General features: G+C 44.9%; 20 protein-coding genes. 14 read left to right on the top strand and 6 right to left on the bottom strand.

Translation table 11 applies throughout. From position 1 onward, the window contains the following. The first annotated feature begins 43 nt into the window (after window positions 1-43). The 7 genes from Q1X33_RS02335 (at window position 44) to Q1X33_RS02305 (ending at window position 6,974) form a co-directional block, all read left to right on the top strand. Window positions 44-1,093, top strand: a complete 1,050-nt coding sequence (locus Q1X33_RS02335) for an FUSC family protein (RefSeq protein ID WP_005225453.1) — start codon at window positions 44-46, stop codon at window positions 1,091-1,093. A 236-nt stretch (window positions 1,094-1,329) separates the two neighbouring features. After that, a complete protein-coding gene (locus Q1X33_RS02330; protein WP_005225454.1) occupies window positions 1,330-3,399 on the top strand; it encodes a BglG family transcription antiterminator in 2,070 nt (689 codons plus the stop codon). Between the two features lie 24 nt (window positions 3,400-3,423). Continuing rightward, window positions 3,424-3,726, top strand: coding sequence for a PTS sugar transporter subunit IIB (locus Q1X33_RS02325; protein WP_005225455.1), 303 nt, complete (start codon window positions 3,424-3,426; stop codon window positions 3,724-3,726). Between the two features lie 31 nt (window positions 3,727-3,757). Beyond that, complete coding sequence (locus tag Q1X33_RS02320; RefSeq protein ID WP_005225456.1) at window positions 3,758-5,047, top strand: PTS sugar transporter subunit IIC; 1,290 nt, start codon at window positions 3,758-3,760, stop codon at window positions 5,045-5,047. Between the two features lie 18 nt (window positions 5,048-5,065). Then, entirely contained in the window at window positions 5,066-5,458 is a 393-nt protein-coding gene (locus Q1X33_RS02315) for a hypothetical protein (protein WP_005225457.1), read from the top strand. Between the two features lie 22 nt (window positions 5,459-5,480). Next, a complete protein-coding gene (locus Q1X33_RS02310; RefSeq protein ID WP_005225458.1) occupies window positions 5,481-6,347 on the top strand; it encodes a class II fructose-bisphosphate aldolase in 867 nt (288 codons plus the stop codon). Continuing rightward, a complete protein-coding gene (locus Q1X33_RS02305; protein ID WP_081116570.1) occupies window positions 6,348-6,974 on the top strand; it encodes a zeta toxin family protein in 627 nt (208 codons plus the stop codon). A 43-nt stretch (window positions 6,975-7,017) separates the two neighbouring features. On the opposite strand, the gene Q1X33_RS02300 is transcribed toward Q1X33_RS02305, so the two are convergent. Further along, on the bottom strand, window positions 7,018-8,022 hold the full coding sequence (locus tag Q1X33_RS02300; protein WP_266166481.1) for a DUF389 domain-containing protein: 1,005 nt from the start codon (window positions 8,020-8,022) through the stop codon (window positions 7,018-7,020). A gap of 189 nt (window positions 8,023-8,211) precedes the next feature. Here Q1X33_RS02300 and Q1X33_RS02295 point away from each other — a divergent pair, with 189 nt between their 5' ends. Together Q1X33_RS02295 and Q1X33_RS02290 are read left to right on the top strand one after the other, a co-directional pair. Then, the gene (locus tag Q1X33_RS02295) at window positions 8,212-8,811 is read left to right on the top strand and encodes an NUDIX hydrolase (protein WP_005225461.1); all 600 of its coding nucleotides are present in this window, start codon (window positions 8,212-8,214) and stop codon (window positions 8,809-8,811) included. Between the two features lie 160 nt (window positions 8,812-8,971). Beyond that, a complete protein-coding gene (locus tag Q1X33_RS02290; protein ID WP_081116571.1) occupies window positions 8,972-10,282 on the top strand; it encodes an NCS2 family permease in 1,311 nt (436 codons plus the stop codon). A gap of 231 nt (window positions 10,283-10,513) precedes the next feature. Here Q1X33_RS02290 and Q1X33_RS02285 read toward each other — a convergent pair whose 3' ends face one another. Continuing rightward, entirely contained in the window at window positions 10,514-10,744 is a 231-nt protein-coding gene (locus Q1X33_RS02285) for an AbrB family transcriptional regulator (protein WP_301969514.1), read from the bottom strand. Window positions 10,745-11,107: 363 nt separating this feature from the next. Here Q1X33_RS02285 and Q1X33_RS02280 point away from each other — a divergent pair, with 363 nt between their 5' ends. From Q1X33_RS02280 to Q1X33_RS02270, 3 genes are all read left to right on the top strand, one after another. After that, on the top strand, window positions 11,108-12,103 hold the full coding sequence (locus tag Q1X33_RS02280; RefSeq protein WP_005225464.1) for a LacI family DNA-binding transcriptional regulator: 996 nt from the start codon (window positions 11,108-11,110) through the stop codon (window positions 12,101-12,103). A 146-nt stretch (window positions 12,104-12,249) separates the two neighbouring features. Then, window positions 12,250-13,626: a PTS transporter subunit EIIC gene (locus Q1X33_RS02275; RefSeq protein WP_081116572.1), complete on the top strand. Its 1,377-nt coding sequence runs from the start codon at window positions 12,250-12,252 to the stop codon at window positions 13,624-13,626. A 43-nt stretch (window positions 13,627-13,669) separates the two neighbouring features. Continuing rightward, complete coding sequence (locus Q1X33_RS02270) at window positions 13,670-15,112, top strand: glycoside hydrolase family 32 protein (RefSeq protein ID WP_142437543.1); 1,443 nt, start codon at window positions 13,670-13,672, stop codon at window positions 15,110-15,112. Between the two features lie 121 nt (window positions 15,113-15,233). Here Q1X33_RS02270 and Q1X33_RS02265 read toward each other — a convergent pair whose 3' ends face one another. Next, entirely contained in the window at window positions 15,234-15,905 is a 672-nt protein-coding gene (locus tag Q1X33_RS02265; protein WP_005225467.1) for a cyclic nucleotide-binding domain-containing protein, read from the bottom strand. A 92-nt stretch (window positions 15,906-15,997) separates the two neighbouring features. On the opposite strand from Q1X33_RS02265, the gene Q1X33_RS02260 reads away from it, so the two are divergent. Together Q1X33_RS02260 and Q1X33_RS02255 are read left to right on the top strand one after the other, a co-directional pair. Further along, entirely contained in the window at window positions 15,998-16,654 is a 657-nt protein-coding gene (locus Q1X33_RS02260) for a YitT family protein (RefSeq protein WP_034868378.1), read from the top strand. A 109-nt stretch (window positions 16,655-16,763) separates the two neighbouring features. Then, window positions 16,764-18,026 (top strand): PTS sugar transporter subunit IIC, encoded by a 1,263-nt coding sequence (locus tag Q1X33_RS02255; RefSeq protein ID WP_010747740.1) that lies wholly within the window; start codon window positions 16,764-16,766, stop codon window positions 18,024-18,026. Window positions 18,027-18,082: 56 nt separating this feature from the next. On the opposite strand, the gene Q1X33_RS02250 is transcribed toward Q1X33_RS02255, so the two are convergent. The 3 genes from Q1X33_RS02250 to Q1X33_RS02240 are packed head-to-tail and all read right to left on the bottom strand — an operon-like array spanning window position 18,083 to window position 20,265. After that, window positions 18,083-18,487 carry an arsenic metallochaperone ArsD family protein gene (locus tag Q1X33_RS02250; protein ID WP_034695728.1) on the bottom strand — a complete coding sequence of 135 codons (405 nt, stop codon included), beginning with the start codon at window positions 18,485-18,487 and terminating at the stop codon, window positions 18,083-18,085. Between the two features lie 51 nt (window positions 18,488-18,538). Then, window positions 18,539-19,516 (bottom strand): ABC transporter substrate-binding protein, encoded by a 978-nt coding sequence (locus tag Q1X33_RS02245; RefSeq protein ID WP_010747742.1) that lies wholly within the window; start codon window positions 19,514-19,516, stop codon window positions 18,539-18,541. After that, window positions 19,513-20,265 (bottom strand): polysaccharide deacetylase family protein, encoded by a 753-nt coding sequence (locus Q1X33_RS02240; RefSeq protein ID WP_010747743.1) that lies wholly within the window; start codon window positions 20,263-20,265, stop codon window positions 19,513-19,515. The genes Q1X33_RS02245 and Q1X33_RS02240 overlap by 4 nt, the downstream gene beginning before the upstream one ends. Window positions 20,266-20,321 lie beyond the last annotated feature (56 nt).

The following is a 20,321-nucleotide window of genomic DNA, read 5'->3' as shown; positions in this document are numbered from 1 at the left end:
AACGGATGTATCATCGTACATATTTTTTGATAGGAGGAATTGCATGAAAGACAAACGAAAAGTCTTGCGTCCGTTAGGATCAGGGTTTGCGATGGCGGTTCCTTTGTTTATAGGGATCCTCGTTCAGGACCCTTTGATAAGTTCTGTGGGGGCGATGGGGGCTTTTTCCTACTTGGCTTTTCAACATCGGACCCTTTTTTATAATCTGCGCGCCATTTTGACCCACGGCGCTGCGCTGCTGCTGGCATTTATTTTAGGCGCTGGGACAGCACTGATTCCTTGGAGCGCACCTTTTATCATCGGTGCGTTATCGTTTTCTGCGTTTTTGTTGTCAAAAGTGATGCGGATCCCCAAGCCCGATTATTTCTTCGTGTTGATGCTTTATGCCACCGGCTTTAATTTTCACGCAGCGCACCTTGGAGAGATCTTGCACCACAGTTCCTATTTGCTTTATGGCATCGCAGGCTCGCTGCTTGCTGGACTGGTGATTTCTTTGGCTGAACAGCTGCCGTTGAAAGAAGAAAAAACGGCCTTTCAACAACTGAGCTTGCACGAGAAATATTCGCTAGCATTATCTCAGCAACCAGAAATGGTCATCAAGGCGCTGCACTTTTCTTTGATATTGTTCATTGCGACCTACATTGCCTATCTGTTGCGGGACAGCAACGGCTATTGGATCTTGATTTCTGCTGCTGCCGTCTTGGCAGGAGAACATATGGAAAAAATCAAAAATCGCACGATTGGTAGGGTACTGGGAGGAATCGTGGGGCTGCTGCTGGGTTTCTTATTGATGTCCTTGCATATGCCCCTTGAAGCGATCGCAGTGGTATTGATCATTCTAAACATATTGACGGAGTTTTTTATGCCAGTCAATTATACCGTTGCTAATTTTTTTACCAATCCGCAAGTCCTGCTGTTAATGACCATCGGTACTAGTTTTACGCCGCTGAAATTGATCCCATTGCGTTTTTCAGGGGCATTGATCGGCAGTGTGCTGGCAATGCTGTTGATCTTTCTAATGGATTGGGCAGTAAAGCAAATGGAGCAAGCGCTGGGAAGTAAGCCAGAAGACACGACGGATCAAACACAATAGAATGCACCATCATCGATAAGCAAGAGCTGTAGCTCTTGCATTTTTTTGCCTTTGATCCTCTATCTAAACGTTATCTCCATCGGATAGGAAAAATAAGGGAAATATGAAATAATCGAGCAAAGGTTCCTATTTTGAAATAGAAGCGTTTACATTTTTGCAAACTAAAGTGGCAGAAACATCTACTTTTTTTGTTGTAAGCGAAATCATATACTCAAATCAGAGAAGGAGAGAAAGTTGTGAAAAAACGAATCGTAGATGTTTTGCATCGCCTGTTGGTGACTGATTATCCACTATCCATTGAGCAACTGGCAGAAGAGACCGCAGCCAGTGGGCGGACGATCCGCAATGATTTGAATGAGATCAACACGTTTCTTGCTGACTTACACATCGGACCGATCCAAACCCTTCGAGGAAAGGGCATCCTTTTGAAACTGACCTCGAAACAGCAAGCCATCGTTTGGCAGGCATTACACGCACAACAGTCGGAATATATGACCCGTGAAGAGCGTCGTTTTGATCTGCTGCTGCATCTGACCTTTTCAAAAGAGATCCTGGTGTTGAATAAAAAAGAAGAAGCGTACCAGATATCAAAAAGCAGCATGGATGAAGACATGCGCCGTTTGCGGGCGGACATCAATAAATATGGCATTGAGATCATCAGCCTAGGAAAAAAAGGACTGCGGTTGAATGGATCGGAACGAGCGATTCGGACGATGATTTTTGACATCATCAATCAGCGGATCGGTAGGTTGCCACTTGATAAACAGACCCCAGATTTAGTCTTTACGAAATTGCTTTATCGCTATTTGCCGCAAAAAGAAATCAAACAGATCCAACTAGTGATGCAAGCAGTGTTGCCGCCAAATCAAAATGAGTTGTATAGCAGCCAAATTTTATTGTTTACCGCCATTTGGCTGATGCGTATCAGAATGAAGGAATTTATCACTCGCATGAACTGGTCTACTTCCAGCAATCAGCTCCAAGGGTCAGCCTATATCCAGGCGATCGCTGAAACCTTTTCGATTGAGCCACCAGAAATCGAAGTCAACTATCTTTCTTTCATCATCGAATCACTGAATTTTAAAGATTTGTCCAATTCCATCGAATGGGCGCATGCGCAACTCTTGTCGCTGCAGCTGATCCAATTTGTGGAATGCCAAACCAAGATCCCTTTTAGTAAAAAGGAAGAAGAGTTGTTAGAGGGATTGTATAAACATATGGCAGCGCTGATCGTTCGAGCCAAGAGCGGTATTCAAGTACCCAATCCGATCAAAGAGACCGTTCGCAAAAATTATGGACAAATCTACCAAGCCGTCAAGGGGTTCGCTCCTACGATCGAAGAGATCGTCGGTCAACCACTATCGGAAGATGAACTGACATTTCTCGTGATCCATTTTTCTACAGCCCTAAGTTCATTGAACCACGAGATTATTACGATCTATAAGGCGGTCGTCGTCTGTAACCATGGAATGGCAACCGGCAATCTGCTGGCAGCCAGCCTCAAGGAGAAGTTTCCAGAAGTAGAAGTTGCGGCAGTCTTGAATTCACAAGAAGTCAATTTGATCACGAAATTCGATGTGGATCTGGTTTTTTCAACCTATGAGATCGATTATCGAGAAAAGCCGGTATTACTGATCCCACCGATCATCAATGAAGAAAATCACCAAGTGATCCGCCGTTTCTTAAAAAACAATGAACAATTCAAGCGGATCGCCTTTGACCAAAAAAATGCCACGCTGTTCTTCAATCAATTGCTTACAGTCATTGAAGAAAGCGGTGGGACGGTCGATGCTGCCGCCTATCGCAAATTGACACACTTGTTTGAACAAAATCAATTAGCCATTAATGCAAGGGAGATTCAGCCAATGTTAAAAGATGTTTTATCCGCTAGTCATATTCAATTAAATGTTCCTGTTCAAAATTGGGAAGAAGCCATTGAACGCTCGGCGCAGCCACTATTAAAAGAACAGATCATCGAAAAACACTATATCGAGGCAATGGTTGCTGCGGTGAAGGAATACGGTCCTTATATCGTCATTGGTAAACATTTGGCGCTGGCGCATGCCCGACCAGAAGATGGCGCCCAGCAGTTGGGTGTGAGTGTCCTCACCTTGGCGCCGCCAGTCGCATTTGGGAACCCAGAAATGGACCCTGTCAAAATCATTTTTTGCTTGGCTGCGGTGGACTCTTACTCTCATCTTGCCATCATGAAGGAATTGATCGAATTGATCAATGATGAAAAAAAAGTCACGCAGTTGCTGGCTTGTTCCACGATTGAAGCTTTTCAATCATTGCTATTTTCATAAAAAACAAGAAAAGGGGAAAAAATCATGAACAAATTATCGATCTTATTCGTATGCGGTGCAGGTCTTGGCAGCAGCTTTGCGGCTCAGATGTCAACAGAAGATGTCTTAACGAAATTAGGAGTGGAGGCGAAATTGGATCATGTCGATATCTCATCAGCGGTATCAATGAAACCAGACATCATCATTACGGCAGAGAATTTCCGAACGCAATTTGAAAAGTTTGCCTTGGACCCGACAACCGCAATCATTTATTTACGCAACATCGTTTCAAAACCAGAAATCGAAGAAAAAATCACCCCGGTATTAACGGAAAAAGGCGCACTGTAAGGAAGAGGCATGACGAAGGGAGTTTGAAAAAATGGGCATCATCAATTTTATCATTGATAATATTTTAACGCAGGCATCGATCACGATCGCTTTGATCGCGATGTTAGGGCTGCTGCTTCAGAAAAAGTCAGCAGGTCAAGTCATTTCAGGAAGTTTGAAGACGCTATTGGGCTTCCAGGTTTTAAGCGCTGGTTCTAGCATCATCGTCGGTAGTTTGACCTATTTCGGCGAGATTTTCACAGAAGGATTCGACATGCAAGGCATAATTCCTTCCATCGAAGCCATCAACGGGCAAGCGATGAATGAGTTGGGCTTGGGTCGGGACATAGCGCTGACATTTTTAGCTATCTTTGTTTTTAATATTTTATTGGCACGCTTTACAAAATGGAAATATATTTTCTTAACGGGTCAAGCCATTTTATGGATGGCGACCATGACGACGGTCTTTGGCTATTTCGCTGGTTTACGCGGCGTTGTCTTGATTCTTGTCGGTGGGGTGATTGGGGCGATCTTTGCCGTAGCGATGCCAGCGATGGCTCAGCCCATCATCCGCAAAGTCACTGGGTCAGACGACATTGCTCTCGGACATTTCTGTACGATCGGCTACCTCTTTGAAGCAGGCGTTGCCTATCTGTTTGGAGAAAGAGGCGAGAAGAAAAAATCGATCGAAGACATCAAACTGCCACGTTCTTTTGAATTTTTACAAGATACCTATCTTTCTGTCATGGTCGTGATGGTTCCACTGTATATCGTGACGGTCTTGTTTGCTGGAGAAACCTTTGCTTCTACGCTCTCTGGTGATCAAAATTACATCATGCATGCCTTCTTACAAGCCATTCAATTCGTGGTTGGGGTCTATGTTTTGTTAGCAGGCGTTCGGTTGCTCTTAGGCGAGATCGTCCCTGCGTTTCGTGGGATCGCCATGAAATTGGTGCCTGATGCAAAACCAGCACTCGATTGCCCAGTGTTCTTCCCATATAGCCCCAATGCAGTTATTTTAGGCTTCATTACTACAACGATTGGGACAGTCATCGCCATGTTCGTTTTACCAGTCTTTGGCTTGGCGATGATCTTGCCGGGGATGCTGACGAACTTCTTTGCAGGCGGTACCGCTGGGATCTTCGGCAATGCGGTCGGTGGACGTCGAGGGGCGATCATCGGAGGGATCTTTCACGGCTTCTTCATTACGTTACTGCCAGCCCTACTTGTAACGATCTTCAATCAAATGGGCTTTGTTAACGCTACGGCAACTGATGTGGATACCGTCACGGCAGCCTTGCTATATGCTTGGATCATCAGTCCCTTATTGAAAAACTTTTAATCGCTAGGAGGAAGACGCATGTTCTCTTTTTTCAAAAAAGAAAAAAAGCCCACAGAAACACCAGCGGTTCCTTTGACCGCTGAAGAAAGCCAAGAGGCAGAAGCGCTTATTGCAAATCTAGAAAGTCAGTTGCAAGCAGAAACCGACATCGACGAACAAGCAAAATTGTATGAAGCGTTAGGCTTAGCGCAGGCAAAACTTTCCCGCACAGAAGAAGCGATCGACGCATTGGAAAAAAGCTTGCAGGCGAAAAAATCGATCGGGGACGGCTACAAAAAACTGATGTCCCTTTACAATGCTCAGCGTGCCGCCGCCGCACGAAACGGCGACGATGCAAAGATCGACTATTACATGGACAAAATGGAAGAAATGCGGCAAATCGCCAAACAACTTACGATCAGCGGCAATTAAACTAGACGAGGTGGAATCAAGGATGTATACAACATTAAAAGAAGTAACGAAAACAGCAGAAGCATTGAATTTTACAGTGGGGGCTTTTAATACCCATAATTTAGAAATGCTGCCAAGTATGCTGCGGGCAGCCAAAGAGATGGGGGCACCCATCATCATTCAAACAAGTATCGATACAGCGAAATACATTGGCTATGATGTCTTGGTCAATGTCGTCAAAACGATTGCCGATCACGAGCTAGTGGACGCTGTCTTGCATTTGGACCATGCCAGAGATTTCGATGAGATCAAAGCAGCGATTGATAGCGGCTATAGCTCGGTGATGTATGATGGCTCGCATTTGCCCTTCAAAGAAAACATTTTGAAAACGCGCGCAGTCGTAGAATACGCCCATGCCCATGGGGTGTCCGTCGAAGGAGAACTAGGAACGATCGGCGGCACAGAAGAAGGCATTCATGTGGAAGAAGACGATAAAGTCTTCACACGCCCAGAAAATGCGGTAGAATTTGTCGCTGCTACTGGCGTCGATGCGCTAGCCATCGCTATCGGAACCAATCACGGCCAATTCCGTTCCAAAACCGAAGTGAATGTTGAGTTATTGAAGGAGATCCATGCAGTCGTCGACGTGCCGCTAGTCATTCATGGAGGAACTGGCGTCAAAGAAGAAGATTATCCCGAATTGATCAATAACGGCATTCGTAAGTTTAATGTAGGTACTGAATTGTTGGTGAACTGGACGAAGATTGCGAAAGAAAATTTTGGGGCAACGGAAGTCAACAAATCTTTGCGCCACAACGTGATCCCATCCAATGAAGCCATCAAAGAAATCGTCAAGCATAAGATCGGCCTTTTCATGAATACGAAAGCGCCGACTGCGATCGGCAAATAGATGGTACGCAAAAAGATGCTTGTTTTATTGGCAGGCAGCCCTGGAACTGGAAAAAGTTATTTACTGGATCTGTTGAAGACACGTTTTCCTGATCTTTTCGCTCTTACGCCAGATGAAATCAAAGAGTGCTATGCCGAATCCCTCGGCTTTGATTCATTGGCAGAAAAAGCCCAGATCGAAAAGCAGTATGTTTGGCCTTTTTACTATCAGGCATTGGGCTTGTACATGTCTTTAGGAAAACGCTTGGTGGTCTCGGAATACCCTTTTAGTGAAAAACAGAAGCCATTGCTAACTTTTCTCGCCCAAAGCTATGGTTATGAGTGCTTGACCATTCGCTTGACTGCTTCTTTTGAAACCTTATGGGAAAGACGCTTCTTACGTGATCGAGCGGATGACCGTCATTTAAGTTTCATCATGGAACGGTACCATTACGGGGATGTACTGGAAGATAGACAAGCTGCAACCAACCATATAACCAAAGAAGCGTTTCGGCAAATCATCACTGATCGCCGTTACGATGACTTTCAGTTAGGAGCGCTTATCGAAGTCAATGTGGAAGATTACGAGCAAGTGGATTATCGCCCGTTGATCGAGAGAATCGCTGAACAACTCAATGACTTAAATTGAAGAAAAACAGGCGCTACACCTGAAAAGGGCAGCGCCTGTTTTTTTAGTCTAAGCCCAAAAATTTCGAAGTTCCTTGGTTTTGGACTTGGAGGATTTCGGCTAATACTTTGGCATCAAATTGCCCCTCTTTATTGGCAGAATAGACATTGACCTTGAGCTGGTAGTCGGGCAAAGCATAGTTTTCAAGACTTGCTTCAAGCTGCGCGACCGCTTGTTTCGAGAGTGGTTCACCGACGAGTTTTAATTCAAGGGATTGTTTCTGCTCATTAAGTGTTTGCTCCAGCAAATAATGTTCCCCCAGTTTGGCTTCTACAAAACGCTTGGCATGGTATTCCACGATGGTCGTTTGGATCGTCGTATAAACGAAGAAACTCCCAATGACCGTGATCGGTAAGGCAACCACGGAAAACTTCCACCATTTTTGGTGACGGAAATCCCCATACTGCAACAGCCAGATGGTAATGAACAAGGAAAAACAAATCAAAAAGGAATTGGTGAAAAAGAGTTGAGCAGATTCCCATGAAATCGAATAGTCTTTGATCGACAGCCCATAACCCGTTACACAAAGCGGCAAAATCAGGGACGTCCCGATGGAGACGCCGATAATAACATCGTTGTCGCGGCCCCTGACTTTGGCAAAAGCCAGTGCGGAACCACCGATCAATGCGACGCAAATATCCCAAATCGTCGCAGACGTTTGGGTGATGATCTCAGGTGTTGTGTCTTTGACAGGCGTGAGTAAGAAAAAGGCGAATGAGATGATAAGTACGATGATGACTTGGATGCTAAAGACCAGCAGCCCTTTTTTGACTAAGCGCAAGTGGGAAAGACCTAAACCAAAGCCGATCCCGTTGATCCCATTTAAAAGTGGCGAAATCAACATCGCCCCGATAATCGTTGTCGTAGAGTTGTAGTTCAAACCAATCGAAGCAATCAGCGTTGCACAAACTAAAAGTGCATAGACGAGCATCGTTTGGTCCATATCTTTTTGAATTTTTCCAATCAATTGTTCTTTGGAAACTAAATCAGGCGTTAAGTTCACATTCATCATCCTTTCTGAGAAAAATCGTTCGGCTCTTTTCATTGTCCCTTAAATCGGCTGATTTTACAAAAATCTGCGTTTATCAGGCGATGGCAGCAACGAGAATTCAATGATTGGGTTGCCAATCTTTTGCAAAACCGCCGATTTCCTCTAGAATAAGAAGCATATCAGATAAATGGAAAAGGTGGGGAATGGATGAAAGATTATTTTGCGCAATACAAACGCCTGTTATCGATCGCTGAAGCAGGTTTGTACTATGGCAAAGATGTCTACGATAAGGAACGTTACCAAGAGATCAAAGAGTTGGCATTGCATTTGATGAGTACCGTCGTGGATCAAGACGCAGCTGCGTTGACTCTTTTAACAGAAAAAAATGAGGGCTATCCTACGCCCAAAGTCGATGTACGAGCATTGATCCAAAAAGACGAAAAAATCTTGCTGGTGGAAGACAGCCTGACGAAAGAATGGTCACTGCCAGGAGGCTATGCAGAAATTGGCTTGACGCCACGGGAAAACATCAAAAAAGAAGTGCTGGAAGAAACTGGCTTACTCGTTGAGGTCAAGGAGCTGCGAGCAATTTTTGATACGAATCTAAGACCAGACATTCCGCAAGTGTTTCAATACTATAAGCTGGTCTTTGTCTGTGATGTTTTGGCAGGGGACTTCATCAAAAACAGTGAAACCTCCAACAGCGATTACTTTTCGTTGAAGGAGCTGCCGAAGCTTTCCATCAAGCGCACCACCAAGGAACAACTGGAGCAATTGGTGAATGAGAAGTCGTTACACGTTGATTAAAAACAGCTAAGGGTAAGATGTTGGAAAAAGCGTTTTATTGGTTTTTTTAACTGGATAATATTTACTTGCAGATAAAGTTGGTTTATGATTGATTTCGTCGTTTTCATTATAAAAAATCAAGCAATGGCGATACCTTTGCTTGATTGCTGGAGGAGTAAAAATGAAGAATCAAATCAATTCCTTTTTTGGGCTGGATGCCTTACAAACAACGGTTAAACGAGAAATCTTAGCTGGTTTTACCACCTTTATCTCGATGGCCTATATTTTATTCGTCAATCCAACGGTCCTTGGGGCATCTGGGATGGACGAAGGTGCCGTCTTTACGGCAACGGCGTTAGCCAGCGCATTGGGCTGTATCTTGATGGGAGTTTTAGCAAAATACCCGATCGCTACGGCACCCGCATTAGGGATCAACGCCTTCTTTTCTTATTCAGTCTGTATTGGAATGGGGGTTCCATGGCAAACAGCATTAGCGGGTGTGTTTGTGGCATCACTGATTTTCATCGTGATCACGATCTTCAAATTACGGGAGCTGATCATTGATGCGATTCCTGCTGATTTAAAATATGCCATCTCTGGTGGGATCGGTCTGTTCATCGCCTTTTTGGGATTGAGCGAAGGTGGGATCATCGTTTCCGATGATTCGACCCTTGTGGCACTAGGGTCATTGAGTGTCGGTACGACGTGGCTGACGATTTTTGGTTTAGTGATCACTGCCGTCTTGATGGTTCGCAGAGTTCCTGGTGGAATTTTTATCGGGATGGCCGCAACAACTGTTTTAGGTCTTTTGACTGGCTTGATCCAAGCACCATCCAGTATCGTTTCTGCTGCACCGAGTATTTCTTCCACATTCTTAGTGGCGCTAAACCATGTAGGAGACATCAACTCCCTGCAAATGTGGGTCGTAGTACTGACTTTCTTACTCGTCACTTTCTTTGATACGGCAGGCACCTTGGTGGGACTTGCCAATCAAGCGGGCTTTATGAAAGACAACAAAATGCCGCGGGTCGGCAAAGCACTTGCTTCTGACTCCACCGCCATGCTCGCTGGTTCTTTATTAGGGACCTCACCAGTAGGCGCCTATGTCGAATCCTCCGCTGGGATCGCCGTGGGCGGTCGCTCTGGCTTGACTGCCGTGACGACTGGAATTTTCTTCTTGTTCGGCTTGTTCTTTTCACCATTGCTATCCGTTGTTACTTCCCAAGTGACGGCACCAGCACTGATCGTCGTAGGCGTGCTGATGGCACAATCGCTACGAGAAATCAAATGGCACGAAATGGAAATCGCAATCCCAGCCTTCTTGATTCTACTAGGCATGCCGTTGACCTATAGCATCTCCGATGGGATCGCCTTGGGTTTCATCTTTTACCCAATCACCATGTTAGCAGCCAAACGCGGCAAAGAAGTCTCACCAATCATGTACGGCTTGTTCTTTGTCTTTCTTGGGTTTATGTGGATTTTGAATGTGTGAGAGAGACGTTTTAATGTAAACTTAGGATAGGATTTCAACTAATAAAAAACCAGTTAAGCGTGGCTTAGCTGGTTTTTATTATATGTCGCTTGCTATAAAAATGTTCAGAATTGAATAACGGTTAAATATCTAAGCCAGGACGTCTTTTTTTGAATTTCCTTTCCAGCCGAAGGGGCAAAGTCGATCCAAACGATAGTCGCTTTTTGGAAATGTATGTTTGAACATTAGTTACTAAAAAATCATTCTCCCTTCAGATGAAAGGTCTTCCCACGCATCTTTTTCATAAAACTCTGATTCCACTCCACCATTAAAAGGATCTTCAATTTTAGGAACAAGAATGATCGTCCCATCCTCTGGGTAGACAACAATATATTCTTGGTTTTCAGGCGGATTTTTTCCGTTATAAGAAGGAAGCGTAACGACGATGGAATTGCCTTGTAGGCTTGATTTAGTAATAAGCATAGTATCACCTCTTAGAGATAGTAACCCTTGCAATACTATGGAAGGAGAAGACAACAGTGAGATTTAATGTATTTTGAACACATCAAAAGTTCAAAACGCACTTTACATAAGATAGATAAGAAACCGCAATGAAATATTGTTTAAAAAGATGGATGAACATCTCAGAAAAATAGATGTTAGATTTTAGCAGAATTACGAAGTTTTTTAGATGGATCATTTATGGCATACCAAGGACCAGGGGATTAAAGCAACGAAAAAGTGAAGCTTCATTCCAAAACCGCCCAACCCAACAATTTTCACGCAAAACCTGCGCTTTTCTTTCAGTTATTGTTATAATAAAAGAAAACGCAAAGGTGGGAAATCATGACAACGATCAAGGACATTGCTGAAAAGGCGGGAGTAGCGAAAAGTACGGTTTCCCGCTATCTGAACAATGGTTATATCAGTGAAGAAAAGCGCAAAAAAATTGATCAGATCATTGCTGAAACTGGCTATCGCCCCAATACATTTGCTCGTTCGCTGAAAGCCCAAGACACGAAATTGCTGGGCGTGATCATTCCTCGACTGAATTCACCATCGACAAATGATGTGTTGAAAGGGATCGATACGACGGCACGGGAAAACGGCTATCAAATGCTGATCACCAACTCTGATCAAAGCGATGAACGGGAATTAGAAAATATCGAAATGCTAGTCAAACAAAAAGTAGCAGGGATGATCCTGTTTGCGCGCAAAATCACGCCGCAGCTACAAGCGGTGCTGGCAGAGGTTCCTATGCCTGTTTTATTGTTAGGCCAACAGTTAGCTGGCATTCATTCCATCGTCCATGAAGATTATCAAGCTGGCAAAACCATGGCAGAATATGCAGTCAGCGCTGGCCACCGACGTTATTTATTTGTTGGTGTCAGCGAAAATGATTATGCGGTAGGTGTCTTGCGGAAAAAAGGATTTCTTGATGTCTTGGCACAAACGCCCAACGTCAAAGTCGACTTTATCGAAACGTCCTTTTCAAGAAGAGAAACGTACCAAAAAGCCCTTATGTTCTTGAAAGATCAATCGGCAACGTACATCGCCTGTGCTACCGACAATATTGCTGTTGCTGTATTGAAAGCCGCCCATGAACTAGGGTATCAAGTGCCGCAAGACTTTTCCTTGAACGGATTTGGCGGCTATGATTCGACGGATTATGTCTATCCGACCATCACAACGACCCAATATCCCTATGTCCAATTAGGCATCGATGCCGTCTTAACGATCCAAAAACTGACACAAGGGGAAGAGGTTCCTGAGGTGATCGAATTACCGAATCAATTAGTGGTCAAACAGTCGACTACCAAGCGTGACAAGCAGGAGCAATAAAGCAAACATTTTTAGAGAAAACAGGACGTCCAGTTGCGGCGTTCTGTTTTTTTATTTTCTTTGCTTGCAATTGCAAACGGTTTCTGTTAATCTACAAATGTAGAACCGGTTCCACAAATGGACCGACGATCAAAGGAGTGGGAAAAATGAAGGAACAAAAAACGATCGACCAAGTGTTAGAAGCTGTTGGCGGCAAAGAAAATGTCAAAAACTTTGAACACTGTGCCACACGTTTGCGCTTGATTTTGAAAGACGATCAGTTAGTAGATAAAGACAAAGCGGAAGCAGTTGAGGGCAGCAAGGGCTATTTTTTCAACACGGGACAGCATCAGTTCATTTTTGGAACAGGAAAAGTCAATGAAGTTTATCAAGCCTTCGCAGCAGAAATGGGCAATGACGCCTCCGGTGATAAAGCTGGCTTCAAAGATGATGTCTATTCGAATCTGTCACCCGTCCAAAAAGTTGTCCGCACGTTGTCAGATGTCTTGGTGCCATTGATTCCAGCTTTGGTAACTACGGGGCTTTTGATGGGGATTCGGGGATTATTGACCGAGTTGGGGGTCACTTATAGTGCTGACTGGTTAGCTATGTTTGAAATGTTAACGGATACAGCGTTTGCCTTTTTACCTGTTTTGATCGCCTATAGTGCGACGAAAAAATTCGGCGGTAATCCGATCATCGGGATCGTGGTAGGATTGATGATGGTGGCACCGCAATTGCCGAACGCTTGGGCAGTTGCCAGCGGGGATGCAGAGCCATTGCACTTATTCGGTTTATCGATCTCTGGGTATCAAGGGTCGATTTTTCCAGCAATTATTGTCGGGATCTTAGTTTCTAAGCTAGAAAAATGGTTCCGTAAATTTGTTCCGCAAATGATGGACTTGATCGTGACACCATTCTTAACGATTGTCATTACTTTAGGTTTGATTTTGTTTGCGTTAGGACCAATCTTGCAAGTAGCTGAAAGAGCAGTCATCAACAGTATCGTTTACTTGGTGCAAGCACCATTGGGCATCGGTTATATCATTTACGGAGGGGTTCAGCAAGTGATCGTAATCACTGGATTGCACCATTCGTTAAGTATTATTGAGTTAGGGTTATTGAATACGACAGGCGAAAACGTCCTACAAGTCTTAGGTACAGCAAGTATGGCGGGACAATTTGGGGCTGCGATTGCTGCGGCATTTATTTATAAAAACAAAGTCAAACGCTCAAATGCCATCAGTGCGGCGGTTCCAACCTTATTTGGGATCACTGAACCTTTACTATTTGGGGTCAACTTACGCTCGATGCGGATTTTTGGCGCAGGCATGCTGGGGGGCGCAGTCGGCGGGTTTGCGACGTATGTCTTCCAATTAGCTGCTACTGGGATGGGCATCACTTTTATTCCAGGTCTATTGTTGTATACTGGAGATTTCGATGCCATGCTGAAATACGTTGTCGTGATTTTGATTGCCTTTGGTGTCGGTTTTGCTGGTGTCCAATTGCAGCGCAAACCGCTAGTCAAAGAGTTGAACCAATAAATAATCCCTTGCTGCTCATCGGCAAGAGAAAAGAGGTACCACATTGTTAACGAAGGAATACTGGGCACAGCTTGCCCAAACCCAAAGCGAATTAGCAGAAAAAATCAGTGCTGATGCGTGGCGCTTGAACTATCATTTGATGCCAGAAACAGGATGGATGAACGACCCGAACGGTCTTTGCCAATTCAAAGGCGTGGTTCATTTTTACCATCAATATGTACCGCAAACGCCCCATGGCGGGGAACCACCCCACTGGGGACACAAAACGTCGACGGATTATGTCACGTTTCAAGAAGAAGCGCTGTTTCTTTCTCCCGAACACGACTATGACAAAGACGGGGTCTACTCGGGCTCTGCCTTTATCGAGAATGACGCGATCCATTTCTTCTATACTGGGAATGTCAAACATCCTGGTGATCATGACTATACCTTTAGTGGACGAGAACAAAACACGGTCCATGTAATCAGCAAAGACGGCTATACCGTCGAAAAGCAAGAAGTCGTGATTCCTCATGAGGACTACCCTGAGGGATTTACCGATCATATTCGTGACCCAAAGGTTTTTGCCCACGAAGATAACTACTATATGCTGCTAGGCGCGCGTACGTTGGAAAACGAAGGCAAAATTTTGATTTATGAATCGACGGATTTAAATGAATGGACCTATCGAGGAATCTTTTTCGGTGAGGACTATGCTCTAGGCTACATGTGGGAATGCCCAGACTACTTCCATTTAGATGGCAAAGATGTGTTGGTCTTCTCACCGCAAGGCTTGGCAGCCAAAGAACATGCCTACCAAAATATTCATCAATCAGGGTATCTGATTGGTGAGGTGGATTGGGAAACCCTGACGTTCAAAGAAACTTCTGCGTTTCGTGAACTTGATTATGGGTTTGACTTCTATGCCCCGCAAACCTTTAAAGATGAGCAGAAACGTCGGATCTTGTGGGGCTGGATGGGGCTAGGGGATACCAGTCCTGAATACAGCAATCCTACGATCCCTCGCGGCTGGCAGCATGCCGCAACGCTGCCAAGACAGCTTTCGGTCAAAAATGACCAGTTGTATCAAGAACCTTTGCCAGAATTCCAAAAATTGCGAGACAAGCAAGTCAGCCAAAAAATTGTGCTTTCAGAGAAACCGCAGCACTTGTCTTTCGATGAATTGGCATATGAGTTGCAAGTTACGGCGGAAGTCCCATTGCAGCAGTTCCAGCTTGGACTTTTGCAAGATACGACTTTGGCTTATGAAGCTGGTGTCTTCACGATCCATCATGGCGTTTCTGGCTACGGTCGTAAACAGCGCAGTGTCAAGGTCGATGAACTGACGCAGCTGCAGATTTTTGTCGATACGTCTTCGATTGAGATCTTCCTAAATGGCGGGCAATATTGTTTGACCTCTCGCGTGTATCCCAAACGGACCGAGGCGATCGCTCTCAGCGGAACCGGCACGGTTTGTGTCAATACTTGGGCATTGGCGAAAAAATAAAGCAACGATCCGAAAACGACAGCAAACAGTTGGTTTTTCTTGTTGCACCCCCAAGAGTCAGCTTTTTCTCTGGCTTTTAGGGGGGCATCATACCAACTATTTTGCTGTCGTTATTCGCTTGTTACTGCTTTTGTTGGTTTTGGATAAAGGTCTGCAGCGCAGGTGCATCGATCCGATAGCCGTCTGCAGTTTTTGTGACTAGTTTTTGCGTTTTGAAATCTTTTAAGGTATACGTCAAATGGCGATAGCTCACGCCTAAGTATTCTGCGGTCTCCGTTAATTTTTCTTGAAAAAGATCATCGATCGAAGCTTCCAACAGTAGATGGGCAAGGCGCCAAGCTAAGGGATAGGTTTGATTGACGGAAAAATGATCCATACGCAGCAGCAATTTTTCACCGATAGTTTTGCCTAGTGTTTGTACGAAAGCCAGGTCTTGCATGAGCCCGTGAGCTGCTGCTTGCATCGGAATGCCCAGACATGTTGTTTCACCGATCGCAACCACGGTTTTCGGTACTGTTTCGGCGCCAATCAACGTGAGATCGCCAATGCAATCACCAGGATGGAGAAACTGCAGCAAGGCACGTTTGCCGTTTTCTTGCGTTTGAATGATCTTGGCTTTGCCAGTCAATAGGACGAAAAAGACCGACATCGGCACCGTTTCTTTTTGGATCGCTTCTCGATGATCAAAGGTCCAGAGGGCACTTTGTTGTAAAATCTCCTCAGGAATCGGCAAGGGGCAGCTTTCTTTGATTGGTACCTGCTTTATTGCCAAGGCATAAGCGGTTTTTTTCACTTTTTTCCTCCAAACTAGGAGAAATCTCCTATTTGTTTTTAGTCAGTATAGCACATACTTAGAAAAGCAAAAAAGAAAGTGTGGGAGAAAAAATGAATAAAAAGCAATGGATAGGATCAGGAATTTTTTATGGGCTGAGTGCATTCGGGATCAGCTTGACCATTAAAGCAAGCGTTGGGGTCAGTAGTTTTAATGCCTTGAATGTTACGCTGGCAACGATGTCAGGAATCAAAGTCGGCACCATCACAACAGCCATCAATTTGAGCTTTTTAGCTGCCTGTTGGCTATTGGATCGGCGGCAGACGTCCCTCAAACAAAAAGGCAGTGAGTACTTGATTATGTTTTTTGCTTTGCTGGCATTCGGCTATTTGATCAATGGCTTTGTTTACTACTTCTTGGCATCGCTGCACTTGACGAATTATTGGAGCCAACTAGCTGCTTTGATCGGTGGGATCTTGATTTCTGGAACGGCGACGGGACAAGTCCTACGGTTGCAGGTCTTGAAATTTCCAATCGAGTACTGGTGTCATTTGCTGGCGCAACGCAGTCGTTGGACATTTAAGCAGTACCGTTATGGCGTTGATGCAGTCTGTATTTCGGGGGCACTCTTGCTAGCGATCAGTTTGGGCTTGCCGCTAGCGGTGAGGGAAGGGACCGTCATTAGTTTCTTTTTGCTCTCAGGTGCCATTGCTTGGTCGAAGGAACGTGATTTGGCAGGGGCTTTACCCATTTGGCAAAGAAACAGTTAGCCAGCAGTATTCTTGGAATCGGGAAGGCGTCGAGTGTTCTAAAAATGCAGAAAGCTTTTTTTATGCTACTCTTATTAAAAAAGCGAGATATTTAGTAGGAGGAGACAGGATGAATCGGTTGATTGAAGGGTTTCAGGAAAATTTTGCACCAAAATTGGTTAGGATCAGTGAAAATCGGTTTTTAGTTGCCGTGCGCAACGGAGTCGCCGTCACGATGCCGCTGACGATAATCGGCAGTCTCTTTTTGATTTTAGCCAATCTGCCTTTTCCTGGCTGGACCGAGTTTGTCGGGGAATTTGGCGTCAAACTAGGCGCCGCCAGCAATTTTACATTTGGAATTTTGGGACTGGCCGCTTGTATCGGGATCGCCTACTATTTGGCGGCTTCGTATGAGATCGATCGGATCGGTTCAGTCGTGTTGGCAGTCTGCGCGTTTTTGCTGCTGCAGGCGGGGGAAGAATGGACGATCGATCCAGCTTCTTTGGGGGCGTCTGGTCTGTTTACAGGAATCGTCACGGCGATTGCGACAGTAGTGATCCATCGCTTTTTTCTCAAGCACCGCTTAGTGATTCGGATGCCAGCAGAAGTGCCGCCCGCAGTTGCCAAGAGTTTTTCGGTCTTGCTTCCTGGAGCTGCCATCATCACTGGTGCCTGGGTGATTCGGGTCTTGTTGGAATTTAATGTCAATCAATTCGTGCAAGCCATCTTTTCACCGCTGGCAGTTGGTCTAAACACATTGCCTGGGATGCTGTTGTATACCTTTTTGATTTTGTTGCTTTGGTGTTTAGGGATTCATGGCAGCAATGTGATGGGGAGTATCGGCGATCCGATTTTTCTAGCTTTATTAGCAGCCAATACCGAAGCCTACACTGCAGGCGAACCGTTACCGAACATTTTTGCAGGCGGGTTTTATATCATGTTTTTGTGCTATGGAGGCACTGGTTCAACACTGGGGCTGATCATCAACATGTTAGTTTCAAAGAAAAAAGCCTATCGTTCCCTAGGGAAGATGGCTTTGCCCTCTGCTATTTTTTGTATCAATGAGCCAATCATTTTTGGGTTTCCGATCGTGATGAACCCTATTATGATGATTCCTTTCATCCTGACCCCCCTTGTATTATGTGTCGGAACGTATTTCTTGTCGGTCACCAATGTCATTGGGCGAATCATGTTCAATCCACCGTGGACCACACCGCCCTTTATCAATACTTACCTTGCAACCGGCGGCAATATCCCTGCTGTTCTTTGGAGTATCGCTTCCTTACTGATTAGTGTGGCGATCTACTATCCATTCTTTAAAATCAGCGAACGAAGTTTAACGGAAGAAGAAAAAGGCGTTACCGACGCAGTTGCCGCGAAGGGGGAGAACTAAACGCTTATGATTGGCTCGTGGTGCGTTGTTTTGTCTGGCGAAGAAAACAGTGGCTGCTACTCATCAAATTGCACAGTGATCCCAGATTTCGTCAATTGTTCCCATTCACGGATCGTTGGCAAGCGACCGTGGCAAAATAGCTGATCGTCGACATAAACGAGTGGCAGACAGCTGCGGCCATTGCTTGCTAATTGCTGCCTGACGGCTTGATTCGTATGAAAAGGGGCAGAATCTTCTGTAAAGAAGTATTCGTCGATCGTTAAAGGTTCGTTATGGAATGTTTGATGAGCCTGGGTTCTTTCTTCATTTATTTTTAACTGGTGAGTCAAGTGTGCTTCCCAAGTATCTTCTTTCTGGTCGGCATAAACCGCAATCATTGGCATTGCATCAAATCCTTTCCTGGCAGCTGATTTGTCAAAAGTATACCTGAATTTCTTGCCACGAGCAAAAAAGAGTATCAAAAAGAAGTGAAACAACAAAAAAAGACGCAAATGCGTCTTTTTTGTTGTTTCTTATTCGTCAGCGGGTAAAAAATCGAAATTGGTCAACTCGTTGTAAGAATACGCTTGGTCGATTTGACCCTTGTCTTTCGTCCAAGCAATGATTGCGTCGAATTGCTCTTGCGGCACTGCCTGGGCATACGGATAGTCTTCCTGGCTGTCTAAGTAAGTACTCATAGCATCGGGAAATTGATAGTCTGCCAAGATGTCGGCATAGTCTTTTGCTGAATGAGCATTCATGTAATCGATGGCTTCGTTGTAAGCAGTGTAGAATGCTTTTAGGTCTTGCGGGCGATTTTGGATAACTTCGTCCATAAATTGCAGTGTGCCGCCTTTGATGCCAGCATCTTTAGAGCTGCCTAAAACAATCGCCCCTTGGGCAGCCAACATGCTGGCTTGCGGTTCCGTATAAACAGCGCCATCGACTTGGTCATTGAGCAATGCTTCGGAACGGGCAGAAAAAGAAGCGATATCCACGATGTCATAGGTAAAATCATTTTCCTGTGCAAATTGGTCCATGATGTATTCTAAAATGAAATTCGGTACAAGGGTGATTTTTTTATCCGCTAACCCTTTCATCTCAGTGATCCCTGAATTCGGTGAAGCGAGAATCTTGAAGTTTTCCAAAATATCAGAAGTGATCGTCATATCGATGCCGTTTTGCTTAAAGGTCGCTTCTGTCATGACATCGCTGATGGTACCATCCAGCTCGCCTGCCTGCACCGCCACATTGCGGTCATTCGGGGAAGTGAAGGATTTGAGTTCCACAGTCAATCCTTGCTTTTCGAAAAAGCCTTCTTCTTTTGCTAGAATGATCGGAATCGCTGATTCAGCTGGTAACACCCCGATCGTCAATGGTTGATCTGTGACCGCAGCTTCTGTACTGCTAGTGCTGGAATTGCTGGTACTTGCTGTTTCGCCAGTGTTACCGCATGCGGCAGCGCCAACAGCGAATAGTGCTAGGATACTTGCTAAAATCGTTTTTTTCATTGGTTCATTTCCTCGTTTCTAAATCGTTGTTCAAAAGCAGCCATTGGTAGTGAGAACGGGATGACTGCCCGATGGAGTTCCATTGGCTTGGTTTGTGCCGTGTTGATACCTGGTTTGGTGGTAAATGCTAGAACAAAGCCTTCCTTTTCCAAGGTAGCGATCGTCTGCGGATCATAAAAACCAAAGGGATAGGCAAAAACATCCTTGATGGCCACGTGCTGATTGCAGCTTCGTAAGTCTTGCGCAAAGGCTGCTGGTGTTTCCCACATTGAACGCCCTTGCTGGTCCTTGCGTTCGTGAAAATGATCGGTATGGTTGGCATACTCGAAGACATCGCTCATTTCGGCTAATTCGGAGCCGCTCAATGTCCGCGAAACTTCTGGCTCGTAAGGCTGAGGGGCATCAAAAAGCCAGCCAGTCACGACAAAGGCTGTTGCCTTGAAACCAGCTTCTTTCAACAGTGGGTAGGCATATTCTTTCATCGATTGATAGCAGTCGTCAAAGGTCAGCAACACGGATTTTTCTGGTAGCGGCTGCTGCTGGAAATAAAAATCTTTGACTTCTGCAAGGGTCAACGTATGGTAATTTTCTGCTTTCAAAAAGTCGATTTGTTGTTTAAAATGAGAAGTGCTATTGAATAAGGGCAGAGGCAAGGCATCTTGATACCCGTCTGCGACTTTGATCGGGCGGACCTGATCATAAAGTTCTGCTTCGGGACGTATTTCATGAAATACGAGGGTCTGAAACATCATAAACCATCCTTTCTTGTCAATCACGCAAAAAATAGTATAGCATAAAATGTGAA

Origin of the sequence: Enterococcus sp. B2E4, assembly GCF_030499455.1 — a bacterium.
Lineage (GTDB): Bacteria > Bacillota > Bacilli > Lactobacillales > Enterococcaceae > Enterococcus_D > Enterococcus_D casseliflavus.
Note: the sequence above shows the minus strand (reverse complement) of the source record. Positions and strands in the feature narration are given on the sequence as shown.